The 18,895-nt window shown below is 55.1% G+C and carries 14 protein-coding genes; 6 read left to right on the top strand and 8 right to left on the bottom strand.

Annotation, left to right across the window (positions count from 1 at the left end; genetic code table 11):
- Window positions 1-12 precede the first annotated feature (12 nt).
- From AC3B6F_RS10005 to AC3B6F_RS09980, 6 genes are all read right to left on the bottom strand, one after another.
- A complete protein-coding gene (locus AC3B6F_RS10005; RefSeq protein WP_489824236.1) occupies window positions 13-1,233 on the bottom strand; it encodes a multidrug effflux MFS transporter in 1,221 nt (406 codons plus the stop codon).
- On the bottom strand, window positions 1,226-1,963 hold the full coding sequence (locus AC3B6F_RS10000) for a DeoR/GlpR family DNA-binding transcription regulator (RefSeq protein WP_426067061.1): 738 nt from the start codon (window positions 1,961-1,963) through the stop codon (window positions 1,226-1,228). The genes AC3B6F_RS10005 and AC3B6F_RS10000 overlap by 8 nt, the downstream gene beginning before the upstream one ends.
- 135 nt (window positions 1,964-2,098) lie before the next feature.
- Window positions 2,099-3,544 carry an outer membrane beta-barrel protein gene (locus AC3B6F_RS09995; RefSeq protein WP_489824235.1) on the bottom strand — a complete coding sequence of 482 codons (1,446 nt, stop codon included), beginning with the start codon at window positions 3,542-3,544 and terminating at the stop codon, window positions 2,099-2,101.
- A 48-nt stretch (window positions 3,545-3,592) separates the two neighbouring features.
- Window positions 3,593-4,957, bottom strand: coding sequence for an ethanolamine permease (gene eat, locus AC3B6F_RS09990; RefSeq protein WP_489824234.1), 1,365 nt, complete (start codon window positions 4,955-4,957; stop codon window positions 3,593-3,595).
- On the bottom strand, window positions 4,954-5,748 hold the full coding sequence (gene eutC / locus AC3B6F_RS09985; protein WP_489824233.1) for an ethanolamine ammonia-lyase subunit EutC: 795 nt from the start codon (window positions 5,746-5,748) through the stop codon (window positions 4,954-4,956). The genes eat and eutC overlap by 4 nt, the downstream gene beginning before the upstream one ends.
- Before the next feature lie 2 nt (window positions 5,749-5,750).
- The gene (locus AC3B6F_RS09980; protein ID WP_489824232.1) at window positions 5,751-7,133 is read right to left on the bottom strand and encodes an ethanolamine ammonia-lyase subunit EutB; all 1,383 of its coding nucleotides are present in this window, start codon (window positions 7,131-7,133) and stop codon (window positions 5,751-5,753) included.
- A gap of 182 nt (window positions 7,134-7,315) precedes the next feature.
- Here AC3B6F_RS09980 and qhpR point away from each other — a divergent pair, with 182 nt between their 5' ends.
- From qhpR to AC3B6F_RS09960, 4 genes are all read left to right on the top strand, one after another.
- On the top strand, window positions 7,316-8,377 hold the full coding sequence (gene qhpR, locus AC3B6F_RS09975) for an AraC-like transcriptional regulator QhpR (protein ID WP_489824231.1): 1,062 nt from the start codon (window positions 7,316-7,318) through the stop codon (window positions 8,375-8,377).
- Window positions 8,378-8,417: 40 nt separating this feature from the next.
- On the top strand, window positions 8,418-8,840 hold the full coding sequence (arfB, locus tag AC3B6F_RS09970; protein WP_489824230.1) for an alternative ribosome rescue aminoacyl-tRNA hydrolase ArfB: 423 nt from the start codon (window positions 8,418-8,420) through the stop codon (window positions 8,838-8,840).
- A gap of 14 nt (window positions 8,841-8,854) precedes the next feature.
- Entirely contained in the window at window positions 8,855-9,400 is a 546-nt protein-coding gene (locus tag AC3B6F_RS09965; RefSeq protein WP_489824508.1) for a DsbA family protein, read from the top strand.
- Between the two features lie 81 nt (window positions 9,401-9,481).
- A complete protein-coding gene (locus AC3B6F_RS09960; protein WP_489824229.1) occupies window positions 9,482-11,611 on the top strand; it encodes a M3 family metallopeptidase in 2,130 nt (709 codons plus the stop codon).
- A 4-nt stretch (window positions 11,612-11,615) separates the two neighbouring features.
- Here the strand turns inward: AC3B6F_RS09960 and AC3B6F_RS09955 are convergent, their stop codons facing one another.
- Window positions 11,616-12,788 (bottom strand): cytochrome-c peroxidase, encoded by a 1,173-nt coding sequence (locus AC3B6F_RS09955; RefSeq protein ID WP_489824507.1) that lies wholly within the window; start codon window positions 12,786-12,788, stop codon window positions 11,616-11,618.
- Between the two features lie 155 nt (window positions 12,789-12,943).
- Complete coding sequence (locus AC3B6F_RS09950; protein WP_489824228.1) at window positions 12,944-14,599, bottom strand: phospholipase C; 1,656 nt, start codon at window positions 14,597-14,599, stop codon at window positions 12,944-12,946.
- A 383-nt stretch (window positions 14,600-14,982) separates the two neighbouring features.
- Here AC3B6F_RS09950 and AC3B6F_RS09945 point away from each other — a divergent pair, with 383 nt between their 5' ends.
- Both AC3B6F_RS09945 and AC3B6F_RS09940 read left to right on the top strand, forming a co-directional pair.
- A complete protein-coding gene (locus tag AC3B6F_RS09945) occupies window positions 14,983-16,335 on the top strand; it encodes an inorganic phosphate transporter (RefSeq protein ID WP_426066943.1) in 1,353 nt (450 codons plus the stop codon).
- A gap of 188 nt (window positions 16,336-16,523) precedes the next feature.
- Window positions 16,524-18,893, top strand: coding sequence for a TonB-dependent receptor (locus tag AC3B6F_RS09940; protein WP_489824227.1), 2,370 nt, complete (start codon window positions 16,524-16,526; stop codon window positions 18,891-18,893).
- Window positions 18,894-18,895: the final 2 nt, after the last annotated feature.

The following is an 18,895-nucleotide window of genomic DNA, read 5'->3' as shown; positions in this document are numbered from 1 at the left end:
AAACCCCTGTTATCAGGGGGTTACATCCTTCTGATAACGAGACGCCAGCCGGAAGCAGGTGAACAGGCCCGCCAGGGAGGTCAGCAAAAGAACTAGTCCCATGGGAAGGGCACTGGTCTTGCTCAGCCCTACCAATGGCGCGGCCACACCACCTATCAAGAGGTTCAGCGATCCAAGGATCGCGCTGGCACTCCCGGCGCGGTGTCCCTGTTTTGCGATGGCAAGAACGAAGGTTGCCGTTAGGATCATTCCGATACAGGTCATGTAGAGGAAGATCGCAGCCACCAGCAGGAAAAGCGGTCCCTTGAGCGTTGCAATCAACGTGATGAGAGCCGCCGCGACTGTGATGCAGATGACTGAGGCCCGCAGGAATGTATCGGTACGGGCCATACTTCCCGCTCGCCCGATCAGCCAGCTCCCCCCCACCAGCGCCAGACCGTTGATGCCGAAAAGGATACTGAAGGTCTGTGGCGTTACACCATAGATATCCTGATAGACGAAGGGAGTTCCGGCGACATAGGCGAAGCTGCCACCATGAATAAGACCGACAGTCAGGGCATGGCCGATGAATTCGCGATCCGTCAGCAGACTGTGGAATGTTTCCAGTGTCGCACGGGGAGAGTTGGGAAGACGCCTGTGGAGTTCCAGTGTTTCAGTCAGGCGAGCCGCCACCAAACCTAATGCAAGAACACCAAATCCCGTCAGGAACCAGAACATCGTGCGCCATGTTGCTGATGGCAAAGCCAGAATGGCGCCTCCAAGCATTGGGGCGACCATGGGCGCAACTGCGTTGATGATCATCAGCCGCGAGAAGAAACGAGCGAGATCCGGGCCGTTGAAAACGTCTCTGACCACAGCGCGGGAGAGGACCAGACCTGCAGAAGCCGTGAGGCCTTGCAGAAAGCGGGCAACGATGAAAGTCGTAATGCTGGAAGCAACGGCACAGAACAGCGATGATAAAGCAAAAAGAGCCATGGCCCCCAGAAGCGGGATCTTACGCCCCCGGGCGTCGCTGAATGGGCCAACCAGAAGCTGCCCGACCGCAAGCCCTATGAGTGTACTGGTCAGACTGAACTGAACGGCTGTTTCACTTGCCTGAAAGTCATGCCCGATGTTTGGGAAACCGGGCAGATACATATCAATATTAAGTGACCCCAGACATGTCAGAAGCCCCAGAATAATGATGAGATCACGCTGGACGGGACGAACTGTTTCGGCTGACGTGTCAGTCATGAACTGGAACCTTGAGAATGGATACGCCTGAGGCGGTCATGCGGGAAAGTTCGTCGGAAGGGGCGTCTTCTGAGACAATGAGCGTATGAACAGTGTCCAGCGGAGCAACAGGAAAGCGACCACCCGACCCGATCTTGCTCCCCTCTGCCATGACCACGACGGTTTCGCTCCGGCTGAGAACTTCGCGCTTGAAAGCAGCTTCCTCCGGATCCCATACGCTTGGGCCCTCGGCGGAAATCGCCCAGACACCCAGAGAGCAGAGATCGAACCGGTAATGCTGAAGCGATTGAACAGCCACCGAGCCAATGACTCCTCCGGTCGCGTCATCAAGACGTCCACCAATCATGATAGTTTCAATCTGGCTTGCATCGCTCAAGGCGACTGCCACCGCAGGGCTGGAGGTTACGACCGTCAGTGGCATATCCCGAGAAAGAGACGTTGCTAGGGCAATATTGGTGGAGCCTGTATCAATGAAGGCCACCTGTTTGGCTTTGAAAAGACCCGCAGTATGGCTGGCCAGTGCGTTTTTAAGCGCAATATTTTCCCCCATGCGGGCATGGATATGCGCCGCAGCCGGCTGCATACGGAGTGCACCACCATATACCCGACGGCATTCGCCAGCTTCTGCAAGTTCGCGCAGATCACGACGGACCATATCAACGGGTACATGCCATTCAGTAGCCAGATCGGCCGCAAGGACGCGCCCGTGACTTAGCAAACGGGCACGGATCTGGCTCAGGCGCTCGTCTTTGAGGATGGGATTTGCTCCGGCAGGGCGTAAAACACGCGCAAACCGTCACAAACACGCAGAACCTGTCAAGAAGTTTCGTGCTCTGTTGCTTTTGGCAGTCTCAGGTGTGGCAGATCAGAAACTCAGAACGGCATCCAGATTGAACCAAAGCATATTGCTGGTTCCATTATTGACTGCTGCGCCAGAGACCGTGGCAGCCTGATTGAAGGGGTGCGTTCCGTTGAGAGACTTATCCAGACGAATTTCCGGACGAACAGTCAGGACGCCACTTCCAAGGTGGCGGTTAACGAAGGGGGGTCGATAGGCCACGCCGACCGTCAGGGCACCGTAAGTCGTGGGAGGCGCGCCATAGTAAAAATAGGGCCGGTTTCGCAGGGAGTTCGTGTAGGACATATTGCCGGGATACTGATTGATGATGCCGCCGGTATTGTCTCGGAAAATTTCACCGCGAACGTTTAAAGTCAAAGAGGGGTGAATGTCCCACGACAGGTAGGACGTGACGCCGTAAGCATCATCGCGCGACGCATCATCATGAAGGTAAAGTGCCTCCGCCATCAGCGAGAGCGTTTTGTTGACATGATAGGTAGCCAGAAGGCTCGCATTGTATTGCATGAGACCATTTGCGGCCTTGCCGATGCCTGAACTGGTCCAGCCAGCGGGAGAGGTTCGACTGGCACCATTGTTTCCCTGTGGTCCGAAGTGGCCGATGGCATGCAGATTCAGCTTGCCGCCCATCAGATTGTTCCACGCAAAGCCGAAATACCCCTTTGGGCGACTATTGTTTCCGGCCTGACCAAATGTTGTAGAATTGCCTGCGTCGATGCCAAGAATCCAGTCCATATGCGGGCTGAGATGCATCGTTGCGGTGATACCAACCGTTTCGAACGGGACGATATAGTCTGATGCGTAATTGAAGGAGTAGAACGGCCGGGCAAGGGCAGGTGTGCCTTCGGCGCCGATCAGAGCATACATCTGCCCAGCCTGAAAATCGATCCCGTGACGAAAGATCCACGGCGTGTGAACGTCGATATGCGCCTGAGTAGGGGCCCATTGATAAAGCCCGGTGAGCGTACCGTCTCCCATACCGATTGTCGGATCGAACCGCGCGTCTGATCCGTACATGACTTCAGCAACAAAGCCGATCCCGTAACCACCACCTATGGACGTGATGGGATGAGAGATCGAACCCATTATCTGATTAAGAGTCACGGTATTGGCGCGGTCCAGATAGAACTGGCCGAAATTTCGTCCAGACCGTGTCCATGGATTACCGCTGATCCCCGCTTCAACCGTCAGATGACCAACCAGCCCATCCCAGTAGGACAGGGAGCGCCCGGTCTTGGGTGAAAACAGATTTCCCGCTTTCAGGACCGGTATATCCGGATCAGTGCTGTCAGCCTGATGAGAGGTTGACGGCAGCGTGGTCGGAGGATTGGGGTTTGGTGTCCCGTCCGGCGTAATGGCTGTGTTCGACGTGGCGGCTGCCTGAGCGTGAGCAAAAGACGGGAGGGCCGCTCCAACGAGCAGGCAGAAGACTGCCAGGACGTGTTTGTCCGACACGCGAAATCCGTTCCTGAAAGTTTCGGGGAAAGACGACAGAGAATAAACTCAGACCTCGGCCCTGAGCCGCGTTTGTGCGTTCTGGTATTTTCGCATGAAGACAGTGCTCAGGATCGCCATGAATGCGATGTAGATCGCGCAGACTTCGGGATTGTAGTATGTCACGGCTGCCAAAAGGACGATTGCGCCAGTCAGGGCGATGCCGGGCAGGACGGGGTAGAGCGGTGCGCGGTAAGTGCGCGGCAGGGAAGGCTCTGTTCGACGAAGGCGGAACAGGCTGATCATACTCAAGATATACATCGTGAGGGATCCGAACACAGCCATGGTCACAAGAGTTGCCGTCAGGGACTGACCGTGAATCGAAATGACATCATCGGAAAAAATGGCTGCAATGCCAATGACGCCACCAGCAATCGTAGCCGTATAGGGTGTATGAGAACGCGGATGAACTTTGCCGAGAGCCGCCGGTAGAAAGCCGGCACGCGCCATGGCAAAGATCTGGCGTGCATAACCCATGATGATGCCATGCAGGGATGCGACAAGGCCGAACAGACCAAGCCAGACCAGCATATGCAGCCACCCGCTGTGCGCGCCCACGACATGCTTCATGGCCTGCGGGAGAGGATCATTCAGGTTGGCAAGAGCATGCCAGTCTCCGGCACCTCCAGCAAAAACCATGACGCCAAAGGCCAAGAAGACAAGCGTGAGAACTCCCGCAACATATGCGATCGGGATAGACCGGCGCGGATTGCTGGCCTCTTCAGCCGCCATGGCCACACCTTCGATGGCGAGAAAGAACCAGATGGCAAAAGGAATGGCCGCGAAAATGCCCCCCATGGCTTCCCAGCCGAAATGAGGGGCTACGCCCCAGCCGTCATGCAGGAAGTTGTCCCACGAAAAGGCGGGAGCGACGACGCCCATGAAGACGAGCAACTCAATGATGGCGGCAATTGTAATGAACAGTTCGAACGTCGCTGCAATATGCACGCCGACAATGTTGAGTGCCATGAAGATCATGTAGGCGCCCAGAGCCGCGACTTTGGGCGAGAGATGCGGAAACTGAACGTTCAGGTAAGCACCGATTGCGAGAGCAATCGCAGGGGGCGCGAAAATGAACTCGACCAAAGTGGCGAGACCCGCAATCAGGCCACCCCATCGGCCAAGGGCGCGATGACTATAGGCGAACGGGCCACCAGCCTGTGGGATGGCACAGGTAAGCTCCGTAAAGCTGAAAATGAAACTCGTATAGACCAGCGCGACAAACACAGTGGCGATCAGGAAACCAAGCGTTCCGGCCGTTGCCCAGCCGTAACTCCAGCCGAAATATTCTCCGGAAATAACAAGACCAACGGCAATGCCCCAAAGATGGAATGCACTCAGGGACTTGTTGAGATGCGACGGCGCATTGCTCATCGGTCGTTGTCCTTTTCAAGAAGGGGAACGGAAGTTTCGAGGGTTACGACTTCAGGAGCAGCATCTTTGAGACCCACGCCTGTGAGCTTCAGGTGGCTGGCTTCCCGCATCAGCCAGGAAAGCTTTGCTGCCGCAGCCGGGACAGTCATGCCGTGTGGGTGGATGTTCGAGAGGCAGTTCCGGGATGAATCGGGGCAGCCAACATACGGCCCGTAGGTCAGATAGACACCCATACTATCAGCCACGCTGAGGCCGGGTCTCTCGCCAATCATCATGACAACCATCCTCGCACCAAGCCTCACGGCAATGTCGTCGCCTAACGCGACACGGGCTTGGGTAGCGATGACCAGAGGCGCGACGGTCCAGTCAGCAAGCTGTGCCTGCATAGCCCGGAACAGGGGAATGGCGCTCTGCTGTGTGGCAAAGGACGACAAGCCGTCTCCCGCGACGAAAACCACATCCCAGTCACCTTTTGGAAGCGTAGTAGCGGCTTCCGGATCAAGTCGCCGTCCAAGGTCCGGGCGGCGCAAATAGGTCGAACGGTCGAGCGCACGGCTCTGAACGCAATAGTATGGCTCGTCGCCCAGAGAACCTGTCAGGGTTTCAATGTTCAGAGGCGTATGAACGGCATCCCTTGCCTGTGCATGAGAGGCTTGAAAGTCCAGAACATCGTTGGTTTTTAGGGCATTTCCTGTACGGCCCAGCCCAATCCGGGCGCGGGTGAGTTGGCGCAAGTCCTGCCATGGATCTGGTATCCGGGATGACGGGGAGGTAATGCGGTCGTCCGTCATGGTCAGCGCACCATCTGGCCGAGAAGAGTCTGTCCGGGAGGGACGTCGAGAACCTGGTCGTTCCGCACATCATACAGACCCATCCGCTCCAGCCAGCCCGCAAATTCCGGCGCTGGTTTCAGGTTCAGAAGTTTGCGAAGACTCAGAAGGTCGTGGAAGGACAGGCTCTGGTAGTTGAGCATGATGTCATCCGCACCCGGAACCCCGATCAGGAACGTGATGCCTGCTGCCCCCAGAAGGACCATCAGGTTATCCATATCATCCTGATCTGCTTCGGCGTGGTTGGTGTAACAGGCATCACAGCCCATCGGCACGCCGAGCAGTTTGGCGCAGAAATGATCTTCCAGCGCGGCCCGGATGATCTGCTTGCCGTCATAAAGATATTCAGGGCCGATAAAGCCCACGACCGTATTCACCAGCAGGGGGTTATAAGCCCGTGCTACGGCGTAGGCTCGGGCTTCCACGGTCTGCTGGTCAACACCGTGATGAGCTTCGGCGGACAGCGCAGCGCCCTGACCCGTCTCAAAATACATGACATTATTGCCAAGAGTGCCACGATTGAGAGCCAGCGCTGCCTCATGAGCTTCTTTCAGAATTCCGAGACTGACGCCAAAGCCTTCATTGGCTTTCTGTGTCCCCGCAATGGACTGAAAGACCAGATCGACCGCGCCGCCACGGTTCATGATCTCGATCGTGTTTGTAACGTGTGTCAGAACGCAGGTCTGGGTCGGGATTTCGTAACGCTGACGGGCATGGTCGAGCATCTCCAGAAGAGCGAGGCCGTTCGAGACGCTGTCGGTCGCGGGGTTGATACCGATGACGGCATCCCCCATCCCGCGTAAAAGGCCGTCCAGAGTTGAAGCTGCAATTCCCTTTAGATCATCTGTAGGGTGATTGGGTTGAAGGCGCGTCGCCAGACGGCCTTCCAGACCAATAGTGTTCCGAAACTTCGTAATGACCCGGATCTTGCGGGAGACCGTCATGAGATCCTGATTGCGCATGATCTTGCTGACAGCGGCCGCCATTTCAGGCGTGATCCCGGCAGCGATGGGAGACAGCGCTTCTGATGAGGCCTCATCGGACAACAACCAATCCCGGAAACCACCAACGGTCAGCGACGCCACAGGCGAAAACGCCCGAGCATCATGTGTATCCATAATCAGGCGCGTAACGTCATCTGCCTCGTAAGGGATGAGCGCTTCATGCAGAAACGTGCTGAGCGGGAGGTCGGCCAGAGCGTAGCGTGCAGCAATTCGCTGAGCATCCGAACTGGCGGAAAGTCCCGCGAGATCGTCACCGGACCGCGTGGGAGAAGCCTTGGCCATCAGGGTTTTCAGGTCGTCGAATATATACCGTTCCCCTCTCAGGGTGTATCCGTAAGCCATGGTCACAATCCTGCTTCACTGACCTGTTCGAACTCCATCAGGAGATGCTCAAAGTTTTGTCCGTTACCGCAATTATATCTCTTTCGGATTGATTGTGACTTGACGACAAACGACAAGATTTTGACATTTGACAACAATACGCCCAACACTCTGCGTTGAGTGAGCAGCAACGTGAAGATGCAATGCCATCCTTTTCAAAGTCTTCTAAATCAGAAGCCCATGTTCTTGCCGCAGCCGCAGCAGGAGTAGAAGATTTTCTGACATCCCAAGGGGGAGACATGGAGCGGATTGCCGGACGTTCCGGCCTTTCCACGCAACAGTTTGCCTTGCCCACGGATACTTTGAACCTTGCGTCTTATTGTCGTTTGTTTACCGAAGCCGAAACAGAGACGCGCAATGGAAATATTGGTTTGCACTTTGGCCAGCAGTTCAAACCCCACCAACTTGGCCTCATCGGCTACATCGCCCTGTGTTCAGATACCGTCGAGCAGGCAGTCCGCAATCTGGCTGCCTATTTCGGGTATCATCAGGCTTCTACTGTGACATGTCTAACCGAAACCGCCGAGACGTTTCAGCTCGATTACATGATTACTGACCCGACCATTCAACACCGTCGCCATGATGCCGAACTGACGATGGGCATGTTTGCAAATATCCTCCGAACAGGGTTGGGGCCAGCCTGGACCCCGCAGGCTGTTCTGTTCGCCCACGATCAGCCGGAGCAGGCGGGAGAACACCGCGATGCGTTTCAGTCCGATGTTCGTTTTGCAGCAGGACGAAATGCGCTGATCTTCCGGAGAGATAGGCTGGAGACACGGATGCCGGGAGCAGATGCTGGCCTGTTGCAGATCATGAAATCTTCTCTGGTAACATTGGCCCGGGGTCCTGAGAATGCGAAGTCAGAACAGGCACCGTCTCTAAGGCAGCAGGTCATCATGCAGATCAGGGCCTGTCTGCCGCATGGGGGATGCGAGTTCTGGGAAATTGCTGAGAAACTTGCCCTCTCTCCCTGGACGTTGCAGCGTCGGCTGGGGCAGCTAGGGCTTTCCTACTCTGCTTTACTGGATGAAGTCCGTCAGATTGACGCCATTCGCCTTCTGACGGAAGCCAATAGAGACATCAGCGAAATCGCCATTCTTCTGGGCTACACCGAAACAAGTGCCTTCAGCCGGGCTTTTCGCCGGTGGTTCGGAATGTCTCCCCGTGTCTGGCAACAACAGAATAACGGACGCCCCAGTCGATAGGTATTTCCTGGGAGAGACCACCTCGTGTAGGAACGCATGCATGAGTGTTGAAGTCATGCCCGGTCTGATCCTCAAAGACGAAGACCTGAGAGTAACCTATATCCTTGCATCTGGCCCAGGGGGCCAGAACGTCAACAAGGTTGCGACAGCCGCACAGCTTCGTTTTGATGCAGCAGGTTCTCCGGCACTGTCAGAGCGCGTACGGACCAGACTGCTTGAAATTGCAGGCAGTCGCGCAACCCGGGACGGAGAAATCGTGTTGACAGGGCGACGCTTCCGCACGCAGCTTCGCAATCGGGAAGACGTTATCGAACGTTTGGCAGCCATGATCCGGGAGGCCGCTCATCGGCAGGTCTTCCGCGTTCCAACCCGACCGGGCAAGGCGGCCCGTCAAAGACGAATGGACGGGAAGTCTCACCGGGCGGGGATCAAACGCAATCGCAAGGTCCGTTTGGACGATTGAGAAAGAAAGACATGATGGCACATCTGTCCGCACTGACATGGGGAACAGGCACGAGAATATTTGAGATCTTCCTGGAACCGACATGTCCGTTTTCGGTCAAGGCGCTCCGTAAAGTTCCTTTGCTTCTTGAAAAGGTGGGGCACGAAAATCTGACAGTTCACATCCGGCTTCAGTCCCAGCCATGGCACATGTTTTCCGGCGTGATCATCCGTGCCATTCTTGCAGCATCCACTCTGGAGCAGGGGCGGGACAGAGCACATGACGTCCTCCTTGCCGTGGCAGACCATCGGAAAGAGTTCGAGTTCACTGATCATTGTTCTGGCCCGAACATGGATGCCACGCCAGCAGAAATTCTTGAACGTCTTGAGGCTTATAGTGGGGTCGCCCTTGCTGAGGCCTTTCTTCTCGAAGACGTCACGAAAGCCGTGAAATGGCATGCGAAATATGCTCGCCAGAACGGTATTCATGTGTCTCCTACCTTTATGGTGGATGGGTTGATTGATGCAGCATTCAGTAGCGGCGACAGCGTGGAAGACTGGGCGGCCCGTCTATTCCCGTAACCGGCTGACGAAACAGAGGGTTGTACGTTGCGCGGCTTCTCCCATACAGTCGCGGTAACGTAAGACTTTCAGGATGTTTCAATGACTTCCAACCTCTGGGTAAGGGCTGCTTTTGCCCTGTCTATGGTTTCTCTCGCCGGAACTGAGGCACACGCTGCTTCAACTAATCCTTTCTTTACGGCCAGCACACTTCCTTATCAGGCTCCGCGCTTTGATCTGATCAAGGATAGTGACTACGCGCCCGCTTTCGAGCGGGGCATGGCGGATCATCTGCGTGAAATCACGGCCATTGCGAACAACAAGGCTGCGCCCACGTTCGACAACACGATCGTTGCCATGGAAAAGGCTGGCCGTCTGCTGGATCGCGTGCAGGAAACGTTCTTCGGCGTTTATCAGGCGAATAGTGATGCAGAGCTGGACAAGGTTGAGAGCCGCGAAGCGCCGCGCCTGTCCCAGCATGAAGATGAGATCTATCTTAACGCGCGTCTGTTTGCGCGCGTCAAGAAACTGAATGATACCCGCGATAGCCTGAACCTGAATGCCGAGCAGGCGCAGCTTCTGGATGTGTATTACCAGCAGTTTGTTCATGCCGGTGCGGAGCTATCCAAGGCCGACAAGGCCAAACTGCGTGCCATCAACACCAAGTTGGCCAATCTTGAGTCCGTCTATCAGCAGAAGCTAATCGCTGCTGCGAAAGACGGAGCCCTTGTCGTTGACAGCAAGGATGCATTAGCCGGTCTTGATGATGGGGCCATCGCCTCGGCTCAGAAGGACGCGGAAAGTCGCAAGCTGACCGGCAAATGGGTTCTTCCGCTTCAGAACACGACCCAGCAGCCCGCTTTGGAAAACCTGAGCAAGCGCGAGACCCGTCAGGCCCTGTTCGAACAGAGCTGGAACCGTGCCGAGAAGGGTGACAAGAACGACACCCGCGCCACGATTTCCGAACTGGCCCAGCTACGCGCCCAGAAAGCTGCGCTGTTCGGCTATCCAAGCTTCGCCGCCTATACGCTGTATGACCAGATGGCCAAGACGCCCGAAGCGGCCGAAGGCTTCATGCAGAAGCTCGTTCCGGCCGTGGCGGCCGAGCAGACGCGGGAAGGTGCCGTTCTTCAGGACGCAATCCATCGTGATGGCGAAAACTTCACGCTGAAGCCCTGGGACTGGAACCGTTACGCGGAGCAGGTCCGTCGTGAGAAATATGCGCTGAACCAAGATGATGTGAAGCCATACTTCGAACTCAAAACGGTCCTGACGGACGGGGTGTTCTTTGCTGCCAACCAGCTTTACGGGGTTACATTCAAGCAGGTTACAGATATTCCAGTCTATAACCCGGACGTTATGGTGTTCGAGGTCTTCGACAAGGACGGCTCACAGCTTGGCCTGATGTATTTCGATTACTTCAAGCGTGACACGAAGTCTGGCGGTGCCTGGATGTCCAATTTTGTTGGCCAGTCCTCGCTCCTTGGTACCAAGCCCGTCATTTACAACGTAGCAAACTTCACGAAGGCAGCGCCGGGTCAGCCACAGCTCATCACGTCTGATGATGTGACAACCATGTTCCATGAGTTCGGTCATGCGCTGCACGGTCTATTCGCAAGCCAAACCTATCCAACGCTGTCTGGCACGAACGTCGCCCGTGACTTCGTGGAGTTCCCGTCCCAGTTCAATGAAAACTGGGCGCTGGACCCGAAGGTGCTGGCGCATTACGCCCGTCACTACAAAACGGGCGCGCCTATGCCACAGGCATTGGTCGACAAGATCAAGAAAGCCGCCAAGTTCAACCAGGGCTATGCTCTGGGCGAAATCGTTGCTGCGGCTGAACTGGACATGAAGTGGCATGCCCTTCCGGCAAGCGCTCCGCGTCAGGATGCTGACAAGTTCGAAGCCGATGCTCTGAACAGCATGGGTCTTGATGTGGCGAACGTCCCTCCGCGGTACCGATCCAGCTATTTCCTGCATATCTGGTCCAATGGATATTCGGCTGGTTATTACGCTTATCTGTGGACGGAAATGCTGGATCAGGACGTGTTTGCCTGGTTCACGCAGCATGGTGGCCTGACGCGTGAAAACGGCCAGCGCTTCCGTGACATGATCCTGTCCAAGGGTCACACCATGGATTACGGGCCGATGTTTGAAGCCTTCTATGGCAAGGCACCGGATATTGAACCGATGCTGGCTCATCGTGGTCTGACAGCTGACAGCCAGAAGTAAAAACTTACGGGCGGGTGGGAGACCACCCGTCCGTTAAAGTTTCCAGGAAGCGGATGATAGCCGTCCGCTCCTCGGGCGTCAGTGCTGGCTGATCGCCCGGTTTGCGATCCATTGGGGCATCGGTTTGATCAAGGTTTGACTGATACTGCGCTGGGAGATCGTCTGTTTTTCGAACATGCCCGTGTGCATCGCGGCTATAGAATAGCTCCGGTTGAATATCTCTCAGAACGTAGAACTCCAGAACCCGTCGGAGATCATGAAAAACGCCATTGTGGAAAAAGACCTTGCGATCTGCCACGTTCCGGAGTGTTGGGGTGGCGAACATTCCACAATAGGCGCCTGACTGTTCCGCTCCTCCGGGCATGGTTTCGCATAGCCCAAGATCGAAATGACCGTTCTCATATGGTCCCATGAGGGCCATATTGCGTGGAGCACCAAGAGCCTCATATTGCCGGTCAGTCAACAGAGGTGGCAGATTGCCGGGAAGAGGTCGATCCAGGTGGCACGCTGCACAGTTGCCCTTCATGGGATCGTTAAAAAGACGATATCCTGCGCTTTCCTGCGGTGTAAACCGGGTCTTCCCCTCAAGCCACGCATCGAACTTGCTATTGTAGGGATGAAAAGACGGTTCCTCGATTTGGTAGCGTGCCAGAGCGAACAGGGCTTCAGAGACAAGCAAATCTGGTGATGTTTCGGCAGCTGGGCCTGCGAGAGCTTTGAGACGCTTGGTATAAGGAGCATTTTCAATCCGGTTACGGGCGATTGACGGCGTAGAAGCCATCTCTGCCGGATCAAAAAGTGGGCCGGACGCCTGCTGCTGAAGGGTATCAGCGCGTCCATCCCAGAAAAGACCACCTTGCGGAACAATCGCCGTCGCGGAACTGGCGATTGCACTTTTAGCAGTGTGTGAGGCGGTTGTGCCAGCAGAGGGCAGGACAGGGGCCGTCTCGCTTTCCGGATTATCAGGTCCGATGCTGAAATTGGGTACATGCTCCAGATAGGCGAGAGACGGGATGGCGCGTCTGCCAGCGCTTTTCAGGTCTTTTCCACCCATGAAAACGGATTGATTATTTGAAGGGCCGTAATGGTGACGCGGGTCGTGACAGGATGCGCAGGACAGACGGCCAGAACCAGAAAGAAGTGGATCGTAAAAGATGTCCCGCCCTATCAGGGCCATTTCTGACAATGGCTCTATTCCCGGCCGTTTCAGGGAAACAGGGCAGGGATTGCTGCCATTTGCTGTCGGCAGGCATCCCTGAGCATGGAGTTGTCCCGATAAAAGCGTGCCCAGAAGGAGCCCAGAATAAAGGGCTCCCCAGACTATTCTTGAGGTCAAAGCGGAGATGCGGACGGCTGTGAGGCAGGCTCACCCGTCTCTGGGTTCAGGAAAACAGGAGACAGACGTGGCTGACGACCGAAATCGAACAGGTCCGTCAGGTCTGCGGTATCTGCGTCGAAAGACCCTTGGCCAAGGCGCTGACCATGGAGCCAATTGTCTTCGATGAAGCGCGTAATCGAACTTTGCGTGATCTGAACATGGCTGATGAAGTTGGTCTTAGCCCATGGCGAGATTACGATCAGCGGGGTCCGTGTCCCTGGACCGCATCGACCATTTACAGGCTGACCAGAGACCCCAGTCGGAGCCGGAGCCGTTCCGCAACGGCCTGGACCATCCAGTTGATCGGCCGGGTTGTCATAAGAGCCGTGTGTGGGTGTGACATAGGCATGATCGTACCAGCCATCCGAGTCATCGTAAGCGATGATAATGGCTGTATCCCGCCAGTCAGGACTGTGCTGGATCAAATTGATCACACTGACGACACCGCGTTGCTCATCCAGTGGGTCCGAATACCCGGCATGTCCATCCTGAAGAGCAGGCATCTTGAGAAACGATACTGCCGGAAGATGACCAGCCCTGACAGTCGCGTAAAAATCTTTCAGATCATACTGATGATTGGCCGGGTCTTTATGAATCCCGTCTTTCTGAAAAGTCTGACCAATGACATCGGATGATGAAGGGCGCGCATGGGTCGGATTGGCCGTGCTCGCGTAATACTGGAACCAGTTGTGATGGGGAATATAGTCAGGAATGTTCTGCGCCACGATTGTGGAGTAGGTCTGGCGTTTGCAGCCCGTCGTTCCATCAGGATTACGGACAGTCAGATCAAAACCTCCCATGAATCCTCCCCAACTGACATGCTGCTGGTTCAGAAGGTCTCCAATATTGCGGCTTGTCATCATGACCTGTTCGGTCGGGACAGAGCAGACATCTCCAGCCGGGTCAATGTCGTTAACCATAGTCCAGCCACCTTGACCATCCGGGATGAACGGAGACTGGAGCTCGGGTGTGGAGCGCTTTTGTGCGGACTTCACGATCGTCATGCCGTTCGTCTGGCCTGACACGACTTCGAGCGCACCCGGTGTGGATGGACCGTATGTATCGGTATAAGCCGCATCACTCATGGCGAAGTTCTGCGCATAATTCCAGAAGGCCGTGACGGTGTTGCCGTCAAAATACCCCATAACCTGCCCACGGGTTGAAAAAGCACCTACGCCACCGGGTGTCCCACGCCCTGTATAACGCGGAAACAGATCGGCCAGACCGTGATGATACGCCTGCTGTTCGGCGCTGTAAGCATGGTTCTGATCCGCCGTGCTGGCCTGAGTGCGATCCAGTCGAAACGGCAGTGACGCGTCTTTCCCGTTTTCCGCACGTGTATTCGGGTTCTTCAGCAAAAGATCAGCGGTGACGAGCGTATTGGCGCGTGGTGTATCGGAGCGCGCCTGAAACACCGGTTCACCTGGCGGGTTCACGGCAGATGGATATGTTCCGAAGTAGTGATCGAAGGAGACATTTTCCTGATAGATCACCACCAGATGCCGAATAGGCGTCGCGGTTTCTGTTTTCTGAGGAACGTTTTCTGCGCGGGCTGAAGCCAGCAGAAAAGGCGTGAGGGCAGAAAGAAGGAGGGTGGCGCGAAAAGTCATGCAGGCGGAAATCTAGCATCTCTTGAGGAATGGGAAGCGGGGCGTCTATCTGCCCGTTCTGTACCGGCAAAAACAACATGGAAGCCAGAGCTTTTCTCTGGTTGGGGTCTGTTGTTCCAGGCAGACATGAGTGTCTCACGCCATAGTTCATGGGGCTGCTTTTTTTCGGGCTGGTTCATCGGATAGCCTTTTGTGTGAAGCAGGCGACAGAGCCATTCGTCTCTTACCCCAAGGCATGAGAAAGAAATGTGATTGTTCCATTAAATGATGGAAATAATTCCCCCTGATGAAACTTTCATGAAAGACGCTCAGGCAGTCTTTGGCAAACATCTGAATGCAGCTACGAGAATTAACCTACCCTTTACCAGGAGCTGGCATTCAGAATGCTGCACTTCGCCCCAGAGTCTATCTGGTCAATCATCGCGCTTGGACTGTGCTTTCTGCTGGTCTGCGTGTTTGAATTTGCCAATGGCTTCCATGACACGGCAAATGCCGTTGCAACGGTCATTTACACCAATTCTCTCAAGCCCAAGGTCGCGGTCGTCTGGTCCGGTCTGATGAATCTTCTGGGTGTGCTCCTCGGCGGTATTGCCGTGGCTTACACGCTGGTTGAACTCCTACCCCCGGATGTACTTTCCCCACCCAACGGAAATCCTGCCGTTCCAATGCTGGTGGCTCTGTTCGGTACCGCCTTGGCCTGGAACCTGCTGACCTGGTGGTTTGGCATCCCGAATTCGTCTTCCCATTGCGTGATCGGCTCGCTTGTCGGCATTGCGATTGGAGACTCCTTTCTTCATGCCCGTGACCTGGGACATAGCGTGGACTGGAACCAGATCTGGAAAGTTCTGACGACACTCGCTGTCTCACCACCACTTGGCTTCATTGGTGCAGGTATCCTGTTCCTGCTCATTCGGAAGTTTGTGCATCTGCCAGCACTTTATCAGCGTCCCGAACCACACCACAAACCCAACCCGATTGTGCGAGCACTGCTGATCACGACCTGCACGCTGGTCAGTTTCTCGCATGGTAACAATGACGGGCAGAAGAGCATTGGCCTCATCATGCTGACCATCATTGGTCTGATGCCTGCTGCATTTGCCCTGAACCCGCAGGTTCCGGTACAATACGACGTCATTCGTCAAGACGTTCAGGCGGCGCGCCCTCTGGTGTCAGAGTTTGATCGCTACTCGTTCAAGGCAGATGCATTAGCGTCTATTGATCGTCTTGAAAAAGGTGCGGAAATCCACGCAAGCCCGGCTGAGACGCGGGGAGACATCTATCAGGTTCTGTCCGGGTTGCGTTCGGTCACGTCTAACCCTGCTGCTTCAGATGCGCAGAAAAAAGAAGCGGCAGCACTCGCCAAGAAGCTACGTCCGACGGTGGAATATGCCCCATTCTGGGTTCGTCTGCTCAGTGCGCTTTGCCTTGGTGTTGGAACGATGATCGGATATCGCCGTATCGTTCAGACGCTGGGTGAGGGAATTGGAAAAGCTCACCTCAACCCTGCGCAGGGTGCAGCCTCCGAAGTTGTCGGGGCAGGCTTGATCATGACGGCTGGCTATACGGGCCTGCCGGTTTCCACAACGCACATCATCACGTCTGGTGTTGCAGGAACGATGGTGGCTTCCGGGTCGGGCATCAACATGCACATGCTGACCAAGATTGCTCTGGCGTGGCTCTTTACCCTGCCTGTCACAATTACGGTTTCGGCGATTCTGTTCTACATTCTTGCCTGAACGACCATCAAAAAAATTGTTTTAAGATCGAAAAGGCTCGCCATTCGGCGGGCCTTTTTTGTTCGTGCTCTTAAATGTGAAAACCATATTGCAATGTCTTGAAACAATAACACGACAGAAAGGAACCGCCTTCATAACGTCCCCGCAAATTCACGGGCCGATTCACGCCCTAGCGGGAATACATAAGAATGAAGATGATGCTTGCCCTGACGACCTGCCTGAGCGGAATTGTCGCTCTCTCAGTTCCTCAGACTGTGTTTGCCAACGATGCAGCTTCCAGTCATTCCCCGCTAAAGGCCACGTCGCACAATACACAGGCTAGAAAAGTATCTGCCAAAAAGAGCACGCCGCAATCCACTGAAGCGGCATCCGCAGAATCCGTCGTTGTTCTTGGGGCAGGCGCCGCTCGTGAGACGCAGACCATTTCCCGCAGGGCCATTCAGGAAATGACGCCAGGAACAAGCCCATTCAAGACTTTGTCCAAGCTGCCAGGCGTCATGTTCACGTCGTCTGACCCCCTGGGATCCTATGAATGGTCCCAGCAGATCATTATTCGCGGGTTTGATCAGAGCCGCCTCGGCTTCACGATGGACGGCATTCCTTTGGGAAATCTGGCCTATGGTAATGATAACGGTCTCTCTATCGGTCGCGCTCTTGAGACCGAAAACAATGGCCCATCGACACTGACGCAGGGCGCAGGTGCGCTGGGTGTAGCAGCATCGAACGATCTGGGCGGTGCGTTGCAGTTTACATCCGTGGATCCGACCAAGAAATTCGGTGTGGATGTGGCCGGAACGATCGGCTCGGCATCAACCTGGCGTACATTTGCCCGTATTAACAGCGGCGAACTCAAAGGCGGTGGCCGCTTCTACGTGTCCTACAATCATCAGGACGCCAACAAGTGGAAGGGCGATGGTGTTCAGGTTCAGGATCAGGCCAATGCCAAGTATATTCAGCCATTCGGAGAGCATGTAAAACTTACGGTTTTCGGGGACTGGTCCAAGCGTAAGGAAAACGATTACCAGGATCTTTCGCTCGCCCAGATCAGTAAATACGGATACAGGCTCGACAACATTACAGATAACTATGCTCTCGCCAAGCAGATTGCCACGGCCTATCAGACTGGAACGGCCTTTCCATCCAGTGTCGAAAATCAGGACACAGTCTATTACAATGCAGCAGGTCTGCGTGAAGATGCCATGGGCTATGGCCGCCTGGATTTTGATATCACGAGCCACCTTAAAGGCTTCGTGACCGGATATGGTCATACCAACACGGGTGAGGGCGCATGGGTCACACCCTATCTCGCGACGCCAGCGGCTCTGGGAGGCTCACCGCTGACGACCCGTACCACGGAATATGACATCCACCGTGCAGGCTTTATCGGGGGCCTTACGTACAAGATCGCAAACCACACAATCGACTGGGGTTTCTGGTTCGAAAACAATAATTTCGAGCAGGCCCGTCGTTTTTACCCGCTTCAGGACAGCGGGGCTCCGTCATCCATTCACTGGTATCAGGGAAATTCTTTCTACACCCAGTGGCAGAGCACATTTAATACCAAGACATATCAGGTTCATCTGGGCGACACATGGCAGATCATGCCAGCACTGAAGCTCACCTATGGCTTCAAATCTCTCATCGTGGATAACTCTGCTCGTGCTCTGAGCGGCAATCTGATGGGGACACCGACCGGAACAACCTACCCATCCGGCTCTTTGAGTGCCTCGAATGGTTTTCTGCCGCAGATTGGTGCGAACTATCGCATCAACCAGCACAACGAAATCTTCGCAGACTACGCGCGCAATATGGCCGCTTTTGACAGCGCCCAGACGTCAGGTCCTTTCTCCACAACGACAGCTGGCTTTGAAGTGCTTCAGAAGAAGCTGAAGCCCGAGATGTCCAACACGGAAGAGCTTGGATACCGTTTCCATAACCGGACGTTTCAGGCTTCCGTCACAGGGTATTATGTCGAGTTCCAGAACCGTCTTCTGGCTGTGACCCAGGGCGTCGGTATTCAGGGCAATGCCTCGGTTCTGAGCAACGTGGGCGGCGTTACGGCGCGCGGTGTAGACGTCGCGGCCAACTGGAAATTTGCACGGAACTGGTCGCTGTTTGCGTCCTATGCTTTCAACAACTCCCTGTATGATGACAATGTGTATGCGGATGGTGTTGTGTCGGCTCGCATCAAAGGCAGACACACGGTTGGGATGCCATCCAATCTTGCGAACGTAGAGCTTGGCTATGATGACGGCGCAATCTGGGGGAACGTCCTGATGCAGTTTCAGGACAAACGTTACTACACCTATACCAATGATGCATCTGTTCCAGCCAACGCCGTCTTTAACCTGAATGTTGGCTATCGCTTCCAGAGCCAGAACTGGTTCTTGCGGGGGCTGGATGCGCAGATCAACGTTACGAATCTCTTTGATAAGAAATATGTGGCGACGGTTGGAAGCAATGGCTTCGTCAATTCCGACCCATCCGGAACCTTCCAGACGCTTCAGGCCGCAGCACCCCGCATGGTCTTCTTCACGCTTCGCAAGCACTTCGACTGATT

Source organism: Gluconobacter sp. ESL1110 (genome assembly GCF_058107395.1).
Note: the sequence above shows the minus strand (reverse complement) of the source record. Positions and strands in the feature narration are given on the sequence as shown.

Coding starts and splice junctions, on each gene's coding strand:
- AC3B6F_RS10005 (WP_489824236.1), bottom strand. CDS start 1,233: ATGACTGACACGTCAGCCGAAACAGTTCGTCCCGTCCAGCGTGATCTC.
- eat (WP_489824234.1), bottom strand. CDS start 4,957: ATGAGCAATGCGCCGTCGCATCTCAACAAGTCCCTGAGTGCATTCCAT.
- eutC (WP_489824233.1), bottom strand. CDS start 5,748: ATGACGGACGACCGCATTACCTCCCCGTCATCCCGGATACCAGATCCA.
- AC3B6F_RS09980 (WP_489824232.1), bottom strand. CDS start 7,133: ATGGCTTACGGATACACCCTGAGAGGGGAACGGTATATATTCGACGAC.
- qhpR (WP_489824231.1), top strand. CDS start 7,316: ATGCCATCCTTTTCAAAGTCTTCTAAATCAGAAGCCCATGTTCTTGCC.
- arfB (WP_489824230.1), top strand. CDS start 8,418: ATGAGTGTTGAAGTCATGCCCGGTCTGATCCTCAAAGACGAAGACCTG.
- AC3B6F_RS09965 (WP_489824508.1), top strand. CDS start 8,855: ATGGCACATCTGTCCGCACTGACATGGGGAACAGGCACGAGAATATTT.
- AC3B6F_RS09960 (WP_489824229.1), top strand. CDS start 9,482: ATGACTTCCAACCTCTGGGTAAGGGCTGCTTTTGCCCTGTCTATGGTT.
- AC3B6F_RS09955 (WP_489824507.1), bottom strand. CDS start 12,788: ATGGCCCTGATAGGGCGGGACATCTTTTACGATCCACTTCTTTCTGGT.
- AC3B6F_RS09950 (WP_489824228.1), bottom strand. CDS start 14,599: ATGACTTTTCGCGCCACCCTCCTTCTTTCTGCCCTCACGCCTTTTCTG.
- AC3B6F_RS09945 (WP_426066943.1), top strand. CDS start 14,983: ATGCTGCACTTCGCCCCAGAGTCTATCTGGTCAATCATCGCGCTTGGA.
- AC3B6F_RS09940 (WP_489824227.1), top strand. CDS start 16,524: ATGAAGATGATGCTTGCCCTGACGACCTGCCTGAGCGGAATTGTCGCT.